Here is a 13,396-nt window from a genome sequence, read left to right on the forward strand (position 1 = left end):
ACAAGGCAGGTAAAATGAGCAAGAGCGACCCGTTCGCCTTCGATATTTCGGCCGCTTCCGACAAGAAGCGCCGGGCGAAAGGACGCCGTGGCATGTCAGGTGCTTTCGAGACCTCGACACGCCGCTGCGACAAGGCAGGCTGTGAAGAGCCAGGGCAATACCGCGCCCCGAAATCCCCGCGGAACCTCGAAGATTTCTTCTGGTTCTGCAAAGAGCATGTCCGTGAATACAATCTCAACTGGAACTATTTTCAGGGCCAGTCGGAAGAGGAATTCCAGGAATTCCTCGACAATGCCACCGTTTGGGACCGCCCGACGAAACCCTTCGGCCGCGCTGCGCAGGACCAGAAATGGGCGCGCCACGGCATCGACGACCCGCTGGAGATTCTCGGCGCCAACGGCACCAACCCCGAGGTGCGCGCCAAGATGAACCTGCGTAAACTTCCGCCAACTGAGCGCAAGGCGCTGGAAATTCTCGAAGCCAAGGACAGCTGGACCCGCGCCGAGATCCGGAAACAATACAAATCCTTGGTGAAAGACCTCCACCCGGACATGAACGGCGGCGACCGTTCGGACGAGGACCGCCTGCAAGAGGTCGTCTGGGCCTGGGATCAAATCAAGGAAAGCCGCAGCTTTCGCGACTAAAAGGGCGCGCTGCCCCCGCGCGTGCCGCGCTCCCCCGGGGTATTTTTGTGATAAAGAAAGCCCGGGCCGCATTTGGCGCTCCGGGCTTTGTCTTTCATGTAAAAATATCCTGCGGGGGTTCGGGGGCGCAAAGCCCCCGATGATCGCTCAGAGCGCGGCCTTGAGGGCTTCTGCGAGATCGGTGCGCTCCCAGGAGAAGCCGCCGTCGGCTTCAGGGGCGCGGCCGAAATGGCCGTAGGCCGCCGTCCGGCGATAGATCGGGCGGTTCAGTTGCAGGTGCTCGCGGATGCCGCGCGGGGTGAGATCCATAGCTTTGGTGACGGCCTTTTCGATCTCGGCCTCAGGAACCGTGCCGGTGCCGAAGGTATCGGCATAGATCGAGAGCGGCTTGGCCACGCCGATCGCATAGCTCACCTGAATGACGCAGCGCTGCGCGAGGCCGGCCGCCACGACGTTTTTGGCGAGATAGCGCGCGGCATAGGCTGCCGAGCGGTCGACTTTGGTCGGGTCCTTGCCCGAGAATGCGCCGCCGCCATGGGGGGCGGCTCCGCCATAGGTGTCGACGATGATCTTGCGCCCGGTCAGGCCCGCGTCGCCGTCGGGTCCGCCGATGACGAAGGTGCCGGTCGGGTTGACCCACCATTCAGTCTCTTCGCTGATCCAGCCTTCGGGCAGGATTTCGCGGATATAGGGCTCGACGATCTGACGGATATCGGCAGAGGTCTGGCTTTCGAATTTATGCTGGGTCGAGAGCACGATCGAGCTGACGCCGACCGGCTTGCCATTCTCATAGCGCACCGAGAGCTGTGATTTCGCATCCGGCCCGAGGGTCGGCTCTGCGCCCGATTTCCGGACTTCGGCCAAGCGGCGCAGGATGGCATGGCTATAGAGCAGTGGTGCGGGCATCAGCTCGGGCGTTTCATCCGTCGCATAGCCGAACATGATGCCCTGATCGCCCGCGCCGTCTTTGTCGACGCCCTGGCTGATATGGGCCGATTGTTCATGCAGGACGTTCTTCACCTTGCAGGTTGCCCAGTGGAACTTTTCCTGTTCATAGCCGATGTCACGGATGACACCGCGAGCGATTTGCTCAATGTTTTCCATCTCTTGATGGAGGCGGCCCTTGTTTTCCAGACCGATCTCGCCGCCGATGACCACGAGATTGGTTGTCGCGAAGGTCTCGCAGGCGACGCGGGCGTTGGGTTCGTCAGTCAGCAGTGCGTCGAGCACGGCATCGGAAATCTGATCGCAAACCTTGTCGGGGTGGCCTTCGGAAACCGATTCCGAAGTGAAGACGAAATTTTGTCTGGACATGAAATGCTCCGTTCGATGTCATCGTCACGCCAGGAAGCCGTTGTGACGATCCCCTTCACCGTTAGGCCCTTGATCGCGTGAGGTCAACCAGCGGATTTCCGGCTTTTTCCGCGCTTTTGAAGGACTGCCCCGAGAAAAAGCGCAAGCGCTGCGAGGACGGCGGGCCAGTCTCCGGTCCGGCTCCAGAGCGTTGGCGGCAGATGAGCGGGCAGCCGGGCATCCAGGCGGCCTTCGACATTCATGTCGATTTCCTGGCGGATGTTGCCATGGGCGTCGATGACCGCCGAGACCCCGGTATTGGCGACGCGGATCATCGGCAGGCCTGATTCGATGGCGCGCAGCCGGGTCTGGGCCAGATGCTGCCACGGCCCGGACACCGTGCCGAACCAGGCGTCATTGGTGATTTGCAGCAGCCATTCCGGGCGCTCGGGGCCCGAGCGGATGACATGGCGCGAGAAAATCGCCTCGTAGCAGATCAGGACCTGAACCGGGGGCAGGCCATCGCCAAGCCCGTGGAGCGTGCGGGGGCCCACGCCGGGCGTATAGCCATTGCCATAGCGCGCCGCGAAAGCCGAGATCCCGAGCCGCGACAGCGCGTCGCCCCAAGGGGTATATTCGCCGAAGGGCACGAGGTGGAACTTGTCGTAGGTCTGGCCGATTTGGCCGTCGCGGCGGAACTCGACGAAGCTGTTGAAATAGCGCTCATCCTCGCGGCGCTGGATGCCCAGAAGCACCGGCGCATTGGCAAGGCGGGTCAGATCGGCGGGGGCAGAGCCCGCGTCTTCGAGCAGGAAGTTCACCGCAGTTTCCGGCCAGATCACGGCGGCGGGCGCGCTGCCATCTGCGGTCGGACCGGCCGAAAGATCGACCAGCCGCTGAAAAAAGACCTGGCTCCAATAGGGATCCCATTTCAGCCGCTGCTCGGCATTGGGCTGGACCAGACGCAGCACCTCGGGGCGGTCGGGGGGCAGTGGCGCGGCAAGGCGCGTGGTGCCGTAAAACCAGGCGCTGGCGATGAGGAGGGCGGAGAGGATGGTGCCGCGCACGGCTCCGGCCGGGGCACGCGCCTTACCGCGCCACAGCGCGACTGGCAAAGCGGCGGCGAGCATGGTCAGGGCCGACAGGCCCGTGCTGCCAAAGAGCGCGGCGGTTTGCGCGGCGGGCGTGTCGATCCAGATATGGCCGGTCAGCGCCCAAGGCAGGCCGGTGAAAAGCCAGCCCCGGCACCAATCGGAAAGCACGATGACGGCGGCAAAGGCCACGCCGCGCGCGCGCCAGCCCGAGGTCAGACGCGCCGCAAGCCAGCTCGGCACCGCCCAGAAGAGCGCGCCGCCCAGAGCCATGAAGAACAGCGCGAAAGGTGCCATCCAGCCATAGATCTCTGGCTCGACGAGAAAAGGCTCGACGATCCAGGACATGGCCAGCGCGAAATAGCCAAAGCCTGCGGTCAGTGCCCGGAAGCTTGCAATTCGTGGGGTTGCAGCATGTCCGACACGCCAGGTGATCCCGGCGAGGCCCAGAACCGCGAGCGGCCAGAGCCCCCAAGGGGCCTGGCCAAACGCGCCCGCGACCCCAAGGAGGAGGTCAAGCCCGATCAGCGCAATCCGGCGCTGACGCGAGGGCCGCGACGTGGCGGGCTGGTCCTGCATGGCCGGGCCTCTGGATCAGGCCTCGCTCGCCGTCGGATCGACGGCGGCCGCTGCTTCTGCCTCGGCTTCTGCCGCTTTGGCCGCAGCAGTCTTGCGGGGCGCGCGCTTGCGCACGGGCTTGGCCGGAACGTCCACCGCTGCCGCCTCGGGGGCTGCATCGGTTGCCGCAGCGACCGGCTCGGCCTTTTTGGCGCGGCTGCGCGGTTTGCGGGCAGGCTTGGCTTCGGCGACGGGGGCCTCAGCGGGCTCTGCCGCGGCGAGAGCTGCGGTTTCGGCCTCGGCTGCGCTCGGGCTTTCTGCCGGAGCGGCTGCGGCTTTGGCCGGTTTGCGGGGCGCACGTTTGCGCGGCGCTTTGACTGGAGCGGCAGGCTCGGCCACGACCTCAGCCGGGGTAGCGGTGGTCGGGGCTGCGGTTGCCTCGGACACAGGCGCCGTGGCGGCGACAGGTGCAATCGGCTCGGCACTTGCGGCCGGGCTTGCTGCGGCCTCAGTGGTCGGGCGGTCGGCAGCTTGCGGTGCCGCAGGCGCTGCGGCGCGCGGGGTGGCTGCCGGGGTCTTGATCGGGATGATCTCGACCTTTTCGGAGCGCGCCGGTGCTTCGCTGGTGTGATCGCTCGATTCGCTCAGCAGGATCGAGGGGCGGAAGCTGCGCAGCATGAAGTCCGGGACATGGTCGCCCATGCCGAGAACCGGATTGCGATCATCGCGACGGTTGTCACGTCCGCGCTCGCCGCGCTCATGGCGATGCTCGCCACGGGTCTCGCGCCGGTCTTCACGGTTGTCACGATTGTCGCGCCGATCTTCGCGGCCACGACCACGGTTCTGCTCGGAGCGGGCGTTATCGCGGCCTTGCTCGTGCCGGCCTTGCTCGTTGCGGGACTGATCCTGACGACCTTGCTCGTTGCGGTTCTGCTCGTGACGACCCTGATCTTGGCGGCCCTGATCGTTCCGCACCTGCTCATGGCGGGGCTGGTCGGCCGGGCGCTCGTCACGCGGTGCCGGAGCTTCTGCCACCGGGGCGACATCGGCAATCGGCGCCATCGCGGCGACATGCTCGTGCTCATGATCGCGATCGCGGCTGCGGCCACGGCGGCCACGTTCGCGCTCTTTGCCCTTGCGCTCATGGCGACCATTCGCCTGACGCGGCGCATCTTGCGCGGCTGCCGACAGGTGGAAATTGTCCGGGATCGAGGTGCGGGGCAGGGTCTGCTTCACCAGGCTTTCGATTGCGGAAAGGTATTTCTCATCCATCGGCGTCGAGATCGAAATCGCGGTGCCAAGACGGCCCGCGCGACCGGTGCGGCCGATGCGGTGGACGTAATCCTCGGCATGGCTCGGCAGGTCGAAGTTGAAGACGTGGCTGACCGCCGGAATGTCGAGACCGCGCGCGGCGACATCCGAAGCGATCAGGAAGCGCAACCGCCCGTCGCGGAAATCGTCGAGCGTTTTCATCCGCTGGCTTTGATCGAGGTCGCCATGGATCGGCGCCGCATCATAGCCATGCACTTTCAGCGATTTGGCAACGATATCGACATCGGTCTTGCGGTTGCAGAAGATGATCGCGTTGTTGAGCGCCTCGCCTTCGCTGTCGATCAGCGCGCGCAAAAGCTCGCGCTTTTGCTTGGCGCTTTGATCTTTGCGGGTGGGCGTGATCTCGACCAGACGCTGGGTGATGGTTTCCGAAGTCGTCGCCTGACGCGCCACTTCGATCCGCTCGGGCGAGTGCAGGAAGGTGTTGGTGATGCGCTCGATCTCGGGCGCCATCGTCGCCGAGAAGAACAGCGTCTGGCGCGTGAAGGGCGTCAATTGGAAGATGCGCTCGATATCCGGGATAAAGCCCATGTCGAGCATCCGGTCGGCCTCATCGACAACCATGATCTGGACGCCGGTCAGCAAGAGTTTGCCCCGCTCGAAATGGTCGAGCAGGCGGCCGGGCGTTGCAATCAGCACGTCGACACCACGGTCGATGAGCTTGTCTTGCTCGGCGAACGAGACGCCACCGATCAGGAGCGCCTTGGTCAGTTTGGTGTGCTTGGCATAAACGTCGAAGTTCTCGGCGACCTGCGCGGCGAGTTCGCGCGTCGGAGCCAGAACGAGGCTGCGCGGCATACGTGCGCGGGCGCGGCCGCGGCCAAGCAGGGTAATCATCGGAAGCGTGAAGCTTGCTGTCTTGCCGGTGCCGGTCTGGGCGATGCCAAGCACGTCACGGCCTTCGAGGGCCGGAGGGATCGCACCCGCCTGAATCGGCGTCGGGCTGTCATAGCCCGCTTCGGAGATGGCTTTGAGGACCTTCGGGTCCAGCTTCAGGTCGGAAAATTTGGTCATATGGGCTTTCGTTCGGAAATCAGGCGTCCAACCAGCGTGTCCAGCCCCGCGCCAGATCGCCATTTTCGGGACGCATGTTTCAAACGCCCCAGTTTCCCGCCGGATGCAGGTAGGTGCGGCCTATCTCAAAGCCGCGCTTTCGTCAATTGTCTGTGGGAATTAGCGCTTCGCCGATCAAGATAATCTTCGCACGAGCGGTCCGTCTGATGCAAAGAAAACAACGAGGCTTGTGGGTTTTCAGGAAAATTTCTGCGTGAACGGCGCGTGATCCGCTTAAGCGGTTTGCGCGACGACATCTGCGAATTGCCGCAAAAACCATGGAAAAAGCGCGCGCTCTGTGGCTGGATCTTGGGCGCGCAGGTTGACTGTTCCTTACCCGGAAGGCTAATCCCGCAGGTAATCACTGGATGGAACCCATGAACCTGTTTTCGGAAATTCGCGCGCTTGTCCTTGAGGCGCTGAACAAGATGGTGGCCAGGGGCGATCTGCCCGAGGGGCTCGATATGGCGGCGGTCGCGGTCGAACCCCCCCGAGATCCGGCGCATGGGGATATGGCCACCAATGCGGCGATGGTGCTGGCCAAGCCTGCCGCCAAAAAGCCGCGCGACATTGCCGAGGCTCTGGCCGCGCTTTTGGCTGAAGATCCGCGCATCACCTCGGCCGAAGTTGCGGGCCCGGGCTTTCTGAACCTGCGCCTTGCCGCCGCCGAATGGCAGGGCGTGGTGCGTGCCGCTTTGCAAGAGGGTCGCGATTTCGGTCGCTCGACGCTTGGCGCCGGCCAGAAGGTCAACGTCGAATTCGTCTCGGCCAACCCGACCGGCCCGATGCATGTCGGCCATACGCGCGGTGCGGTTTTTGGCGATGCGCTTTCGGCGCTTCTGGATTTCGCGGGCTATGACGTGACGCGCGAATATTACATCAATGACGGCGGCGCGCAGGTCGATGTTTTGGCGCGCTCTGCCTATGAGCGTTACCGCGAGGCCAATGGCCTTGATCCGGTCATTGCCGAGGGCCTTTATCCCGGCGATTACCTGATCCCGGTCGGTGAAAAGCTCAAAGAGAAATACGGCGCAAGCCTGCTCGATCAGCCCGAATCCGAATGGCTGGCCGAGATCCGCGAATTCGCCACCGCTGAAATGATGGCGATGATCCGCGAGGATCTCGATCTCCTTGGCATCAAGATGGATGTCTATTCCTCGGAAAAGGCGCTTTACGGCACCGGCCGGATCGAGGCCGCGATTGCGCGCCTTCAGGACGCCGGGCTGATCTATGACGGTGTGCTTGAGCCGCCGAAGGGCAAAACCCCCGAGGATTGGGAGCCGCGCGAGCAGACGCTCTTCCGCTCGACCCTGCATGGCGATGATGTGGACCGCCCGGTCAAGAAATCCGACGGCAGCTGGACCTATTTCGCCCCCGATATCGCCTATCACTGGGACAAGATCGACCGCGGCTTCGACCTGCTGATCGACGTTTTCGGCGCCGATCACGGCGGCTATGTCAAACGGATGACCGCCGCCGTGAAGGCTTTGTCGGACGGGCGCGTGCCGCTGGACGTGAAGCTGATCCAGCTCGTGAAGCTCTTCAAGAACGGCGAGCCCTTCAAGATGTCGAAGCGGGCCGGGACCTTCGTCACCCTGCGCGATGTCGTCGAGCAGGCGGGCGCGGATGTGACGCGCTTCCATATGCTCACGCGCAAGAACGACGCCGCGCTCGATTTCGATTTCGACAAGGTGCTCGAGCAGTCCAAGGACAATCCGGTCTGGTATGTGCAATATGCCAGTGCCCGGGTGAACTCGGTTCTGAAACGCGCGGCCGAGATGGGCGTCGACACCTCTGACGCGGCGCTTGCCGGGGCGGATCTTGCGAAACTCGACCATGCCGCCGAGCTGGAGCTTGCCAAGAAAGTTGCAGAATGGCCACGCATCGTCGAGATCGCGGCCCGCGCGAACGAGCCCCATCGCATTGCATTCTTCCTATATGACCTCGCTTCCGACCTGCATTCCTTGTGGAACCGCGGCAACGAAGACCTCTCGCTGCGCTTCATTCAAGAGGGCGATCAGGCAGCCACGGCGGCGAAAATTGCGCTGGTCCGTTCTGTCAGCGTTGTCATTTCGGCAGGTCTTGGTATTCTTGGGGTGACGCCTGCCACGGAAATGCGCTGAGACAAGGCGCCCGGTCAGGTGTTGAGCAGTCAACGATTCAGGCCGGGTTAACCGGCAGGCAGGCAGGACATGGCAGTGGTTGATTTCCGCTCGGGCGGTTATGCTGGTGCGCAGCCCCGGCAGGCGCGCGACTATTCTCAAGATCAAAACGCGCAACAGCGCGACGACTCCGACGATTGGTCGCAGAGCGGTCATTGGGACGAATCCCGCTACCATACCGATGCCGATCACGGGCTTCTTGCCGGTGATGCCTCGGTCGCGGGCAAGATGCGACGGCTGACGCAATATGTCGGCGCGCTGGTCTCGGTCGCGCTGATGCTGATGCTCGCGGTCTGGGGCTACAAGCTCGTGGTGCGCGATGTCTCGGGCGTTCCGATCATCCGCGCGATCCAGGGCGAGGCCCGCACCGCACCCGAAGATCCGGGCGGAGAGCTGACCCGCAACACCGGCCTTGCCGTCAATGCGGTGGCTGGTGGCGCGCGCGAACGTCCCGCCTCGCAAGTCGCGATCGCACCGGGCGCCACGGCGCTTGGCAGCGAGGATGTCGCCATGGGCGATCTTGGCGCGACCGCGCGGCGTCCGTCGCGGGAAACCGAGCTGCCGGTGACGGCGCCGCTCAACCCGGTGATCGCGCGCCCCGATTCCGAAGTGCGCGCGGCCCAGATCGAAGACACCACCGAGCCGACCGGCCAAAGCGGGCTCGAAGCGCCGGGCAATGAAGCGGTCACCGATCTCGCCGGGGCCGCGGCCGCAACCGGCGACATCAATGCTGCGCTGACCGAAGCGGCGGCTGCCGCTGCCCCGCCGCCGGCGACGATCGTCGCCTCAACCCGGCCCGCACCGCGTCCGCGTCGCGCCGTGGCCGCTCCGGCCCCGGTCCAGCAACCGGCGCAGGTGACCGAAGTTGCCGCAGCTCCGGCTGCACCTGCCGCCGCACCGACCCAGAAGGTTGCCCCTTCGGCAATCGCCTCGGGCGCGGCCATGGTCCAGATCGGCGCTTTCGACAGCAACGCGCTGGCGGATGGCGAATGGAAGCGCGTTTCTGGCAAATTCGGCTCGCTCTTCTCGGGCAAGGCGCAGGTCATCCAGAAAGCCGAAACCGGCGGGCGCACCTTCTGGCGTCTGCGCGCCGCGGGCTTTGAAAGCCGCGACGAGGCTCGCCGCTTCTGTGCCGCGCTGATCGCCGAGGGCATCGACTGCATCCCGGCGACCTCGAAGTGAGCCATCAGACAACGACCGTGACCGGCGCGACCATCCTCGGAGGCATCGCCGGTCCCGACCTTTCCCCCGAAGAGCGCGCCTTCTTTCGTGCCGCCAACCCCTGGGGCTTCATCCTCTTCGGCCGCAATATCGACACGCCCGAGCGCCTGCGCCGCCTGACGGCAGAGCTGCGCGAAAGCGTCGGGCGCAATGCCCCCGTGCTCATCGATCAAGAGGGCGGCCGCGTCCAGCGCCTGCGCGCGCCCCATTGGACCGAGTTTCCGCCGCCGCTCGATCAGGCGGCAAAAGGCGAGCGCGCGATCTGGCTGCAATATCGCCTGCTCGGACAGGAACTCCACGAGATGGGCATCGATTGCAATTGCGCACCCGGCCTCGACATCGCCTATCCCGAGACCCATCCCTTCTTGCGCAACCGTTGCTTTGGCACCGATGCGGCGACCGTGACCCGAATGGGCCGAGCTGCCGCCGAGGGCCTCCTTGCCGCGGGCGTCCTACCGGTGATGAAACATCTGCCCGGACATGGCCGCGCCCATGTCGACAGCCACCACGATCTGCCGCAGATCGATACGAGCCTAGCTGAACTCGACCAGACCGATTTCGCGCCCTTCCGCGCTTTGTCCGATCTGCCGCTCGCCATGACCTGCCACATCCGCCTGACCGCGCTGGATGAGGCCCCGGCAACCGCCTCGGCCCCGGCGATTCGCCTGATCCGCGAGCGCATCGGCTTCGACGGGCTGCTGATGACCGATGACATCGGCATGAAGGCCCTCTCGGGCACTGCCGGTGAACGCGCCGCCGCCGCGATCCGCGCGGGCTGCGACATCGTCCTCAGCTGCAACGAATCCATCGCTGAGATGGAGGCAATCGTCGCCGCCTCGGGCGATCTCACCCCCGAGGCCGCCCGCCGCGCTGACGCAGCCCTCGCCGCGCGCCGCAGCCCCGAGCCCGCCGATCTCGCCGCACTTCGCGCCGAACTCGCTGCTCTGGGCGGGATCGCCTGATCCTGTCTTTCATGCCGAAATATCCCGGGGTCCGGGGCAGCGCCCCGGCTCTGCTCACCACCGACCCGGCGTGGCGCGCAAGTTGACTCGCGCCCGCCTTTCCCCGATTCTGCGCCCAGTCGCCATCCCGATCCGATCCCCATGACCAAAGTGCCCTATCTCACCCCCGTGCCAACGGAGACGGCGTCGGCCGCAGAGCCCGTCGCCGATATCGGCGCGAAAGCACGCACCGAGACCGGCGCGAAGACGGTTGCCGAGCGTCGCGCCGAAGAGGTGCTTCTCGTCGATGTCTCGGGCTTCGAGGGGCCGCTCGATCTGTTGCTGACGCTTGCGCGCACGCAGAAGGTCGATCTCATGCAGATCTCGGTGCTTGATCTTGCCGAGCAATATCTGGGCTTTGTCGATCAGGCCCGCGAGCTCCGGATCGAGCTTGCTGCGGATTATCTCGTCATGGCGGCCTGGCTCGCCTTCCTGAAATCGCGCCTGTTGTTGCCGCCCGATCCCGAGGCCGAAGGCCCCTCGGCCGAGGATATGGCGGCGCATCTTGCCTTCCAACTCGAACGGCTCGATGCGATGCGAGAGGCTGCGGCGCGGCTGATGGCGCGCGACCGCTTGGGCCATCAGCGATTCGCGCGCGGCGCGCCCGAGCGCGTCACCCGCAACCGCCAGACCCAGTGGCAGGCCGGGCTTCTCGATCTGATGCGCGCCTATGCGCGTCTGCGCACCCGTGACGAATTCCGCCCCTATGCCTTCGATCGCCGCGATGTCTTCACCATGGAACAGGCGCTCGAGCGGATGCGCGGCCTGATCGGCTATGTCGGGGACTGGACCGCGATTGCGGATTTCCTGCCCGAAGGCTGGGAGGATCAGGGACCACGCCGGCGCTCGGCCACGGCTGCGACCTTCGCGGCCTCGCTCGAACTTGCCAAACAGGGGCTGATCGAGCTCCATCAGACCGAAACCTTCGCGCCGATCTCGATTCGGCGCAAAAGCCCGACAGCATGAGCAATTTGACCAAGACCAGCCCGACCCCAGATGATGCCGCCGCAGACGCGGATCCGAACCGCTTTCCGCCGCCGCCGCTTTTCGAGCAGGAGCGTATGGTCGAGGCGATTCTTTTTGCCTCGAATGCGCCGATGACCATGCGCCAGATCGCCGCGCGGATGCCTGCCGGCTGCGATCCGGCCGAGGTGATCTATGGGCTCAAGGTCCGCTATGAGGGCCGGGGCGTGCATCTGGGCAAGGTCGGCGATGCCTGGGCCTTCCGCACGGCGGGCGATCTTGGTTTCCTGATGGAAGAGGATGCGATCGAGAATCGCCGCCTCTCGCGCGCCGCGACCGAGACCCTCGCGGTAATCGCCTATCACCAGCCCGTCACCCGCGCCGAGATCGAAGAGATCCGGGGCGTGACCGTCAATCGCGGCACACTCGATCAGCTCATCGAAATGGGCTGGGTCCGGATCGGGCGGCGGCGGATGTCGCCGGGGCGGCCCTCGACCTTTGTCGTCACCGAAGAATTTCTCGACCATTTCGGGCTCGAAAGCGCCCGCGATCTGCCCGGATTGACCGAATTGCGCGCGGCCGGGCTGCTCGAATCGCGCCCGCCCGCCTCTGCTTTGCCAGCCGATCTTTTCCCCGAGCGTCAGCCCGAGGACGAGCCGACCGGCCCCGCTGACGACCTTTTTGACGACGAATGAGCCAGAGTGTTCACACCATGAGCCAGATTTTCAACCGGATCTCCCGGATGCTGACCAACAAGCTGATGAATTGGGGGATGCGCCGCGCCACCAAGGCCGCGACCCAGCCCGCCAAAACCGCGCCCAAGGATGCGCGCGCGCCGGTCTCGAGCCAGCAGGCGCAGCGCCAGAAGGCACAGCGCGAGGCCGCCAAACGCGCCCGTCAGGCCGCGCAGATCACGCGGCGAATCGGCAAGTAAGCCCGCGACAGGACGGCGACAGGCGAGGCTGAAGGCCTCGCCACCGCCTCAGCGGAACTGTTTGGCGAGCTTCAGCCCCTGTCCCTGATAGTTCGAGGCGATGCCCGTGCCGTAAAGCCGTTCGGGCCGCGCCGCCATGCGCTCATAGACCAAGCGCCCGACGACTTGGCCGTGTTCCAGCGCGAAGGGTGCTTCGTGGCAGCGCACCTCCAGCACACCGCGCGCGCCGGTTCCTGCCGTGCCATAGCCAAAACCCGGATCGAAAAAGCCCGCATAATGGACGCGGAACTCGCCGACCATGGCGAGATAGGGCGACATTTCGGCGGCATAATCGGGCGGGATCGCCACGGCTTCGCGGCTGACCAGAATATAGAAAGCGCCGGGATCAAGAATCAGACTGCCGTCTTCGGTGCGCAGCTCATCCCAGAAATCGCGCGCCGGATAGGCGCCGATCCGGTCGAGGTCGATCACCCCGGTATGGGGCCGCGCGCGATAGCCCACGAGATCGCCCGCAGCGGGCCGCAGATCGACCGAGAAGCCCAGACCCTCGTCGATCAGCGCCGTGCCATTGACCAGCGGCTCTGCGCTGTGGAGCGCGCGCAGCTCGGCATCCGAGAGCACGGCCTGTCCCTGCCGCAACCGCAGCTGGTTCAGCCGCATCCCCGGCCGCACGAGGACCGAGAAGGAGCGCGGGCAGATCTCGGCGTAAAGCGGGCCGTCATAGCCTTCGGGCAGGCGGTCGAATTCGGTGCCATTGTCGGTCACAAGCCGGGTCAGCAAATCGAGCCGCCCGGTCGAGGATTTCGCATTGGCGACCGCATCGAGCCCGTGGGGCAGGCACAGCCGCTCCATCAGCGGGACCAGATAGACGCAGCCCTTTTCAAGCACCGCGCCGCCCGAAAGATCCATCCGGTGCATTTCGAAATCGGCGAGGCGATCCTCGACGCGGCGATCCTTGCCCGAGAGGAACGAGGCCCGCACCCGCCAGGCGCTGGTGCCCAGACGCAGGTCGAGGCTCGCAGGCTGGATCTGCTCGGGCAGAATCGGCTGGCTGGCTGAGATTGCGCCGCTTTCGATCAGCTGGCGCAGGGAAAGATCGGGCAATACGCCGTTCATGATGGCTCCGCAGAAACGGAAAGGCTCA

10 protein-coding genes, 1 pseudogene and 1 riboswitch are annotated in these 13,396 nt (G+C 65.1%); of the genes and pseudogenes, 7 read left to right on the forward strand and 4 right to left on the reverse strand.

The genetic code is table 11. The features are described 5' to 3' along the window. Nucleotides 1–14 precede the first annotated feature (14 nt). Nucleotides 15–644, forward strand: coding sequence for a DnaJ domain-containing protein (locus JCM7686_RS05290; protein ID WP_041527145.1), 630 nt, complete (start codon nucleotides 15–17; stop codon nucleotides 642–644). Between the two features lie 147 nt (nucleotides 645–791). Here JCM7686_RS05290 and metK read toward each other — a convergent pair whose 3' ends face one another. The 3 genes and pseudogenes from metK to JCM7686_RS05310 all read right to left on the reverse strand — a co-directional run. Then, entirely contained in the window at nucleotides 792–1,958 is a 1,167-nt protein-coding gene (gene metK, locus JCM7686_RS05295) for a methionine adenosyltransferase (RefSeq protein ID WP_020949829.1), read from the reverse strand. A gap of 4 nt (nucleotides 1,959–1,962) precedes the next feature. Continuing rightward, nucleotides 1,963–2,010, reverse strand: a riboswitch (SAM-SAH riboswitch). A 31-nt stretch (nucleotides 2,011–2,041) separates the two neighbouring features. Then, the gene (gene lnt / locus JCM7686_RS05300) at nucleotides 2,042–3,607 is read right to left on the reverse strand and encodes an apolipoprotein N-acyltransferase (RefSeq protein ID WP_020949830.1); all 1,566 of its coding nucleotides are present in this window, start codon (nucleotides 3,605–3,607) and stop codon (nucleotides 2,042–2,044) included. A 981-nt stretch (nucleotides 3,608–4,588) separates the two neighbouring features. Next, nucleotides 4,589–5,932, reverse strand: a pseudogene (locus JCM7686_RS05310) (DEAD/DEAH box helicase); the annotation flags it as partial. Between the two features lie 416 nt (nucleotides 5,933–6,348). Between JCM7686_RS05310 and argS the strand changes: the two are divergent. The 6 genes from argS to JCM7686_RS05340 all read left to right on the forward strand — a co-directional run bounded on the left by argS (nucleotide 6,349) and on the right by JCM7686_RS05340 (nucleotide 12,252). After that, nucleotides 6,349–8,094 (forward strand): arginine--tRNA ligase, encoded by a 1,746-nt coding sequence (argS, locus tag JCM7686_RS05315; protein WP_041527146.1) that lies wholly within the window; start codon nucleotides 6,349–6,351, stop codon nucleotides 8,092–8,094. Nucleotides 8,095–8,163: 69 nt separating this feature from the next. After that, nucleotides 8,164–9,315, forward strand: coding sequence for an SPOR domain-containing protein (locus JCM7686_RS05320; protein ID WP_020949833.1), 1,152 nt, complete (start codon nucleotides 8,164–8,166; stop codon nucleotides 9,313–9,315). 17 nt (nucleotides 9,316–9,332) lie between these two features. Further along, the gene (locus tag JCM7686_RS05325) at nucleotides 9,333–10,316 is read left to right on the forward strand and encodes a glycoside hydrolase family 3 N-terminal domain-containing protein (protein ID WP_041527618.1); all 984 of its coding nucleotides are present in this window, start codon (nucleotides 9,333–9,335) and stop codon (nucleotides 10,314–10,316) included. A 141-nt stretch (nucleotides 10,317–10,457) separates the two neighbouring features. Then, nucleotides 10,458–11,321, forward strand: coding sequence for a segregation and condensation protein A (locus JCM7686_RS05330; RefSeq protein WP_020949835.1), 864 nt, complete (start codon nucleotides 10,458–10,460; stop codon nucleotides 11,319–11,321). After that, complete coding sequence (gene scpB / locus JCM7686_RS05335) at nucleotides 11,318–12,013, forward strand: SMC-Scp complex subunit ScpB (protein ID WP_020949836.1); 696 nt, start codon at nucleotides 11,318–11,320, stop codon at nucleotides 12,011–12,013. Before JCM7686_RS05330 ends, scpB begins: the two co-directional genes overlap by 4 nt. A 17-nt stretch (nucleotides 12,014–12,030) precedes the next feature. Then, nucleotides 12,031–12,252 (forward strand): hypothetical protein, encoded by a 222-nt coding sequence (locus tag JCM7686_RS05340; protein WP_041527147.1) that lies wholly within the window; start codon nucleotides 12,031–12,033, stop codon nucleotides 12,250–12,252. A gap of 48 nt (nucleotides 12,253–12,300) precedes the next feature. Here the strand turns inward: JCM7686_RS05340 and JCM7686_RS05345 are convergent, their stop codons facing one another. Then, entirely contained in the window at nucleotides 12,301–13,368 is a 1,068-nt protein-coding gene (locus tag JCM7686_RS05345) for a 2'-deoxycytidine 5'-triphosphate deaminase (protein WP_020949838.1), read from the reverse strand. Between the last annotated feature and the right edge of the window lie 28 nt (nucleotides 13,369–13,396).

It is taken from the genome of Paracoccus aminophilus JCM 7686 (assembly GCF_000444995.1).
Classification (GTDB): Bacteria; Pseudomonadota; Alphaproteobacteria; order Rhodobacterales; family Rhodobacteraceae; genus Paracoccus; species Paracoccus aminophilus.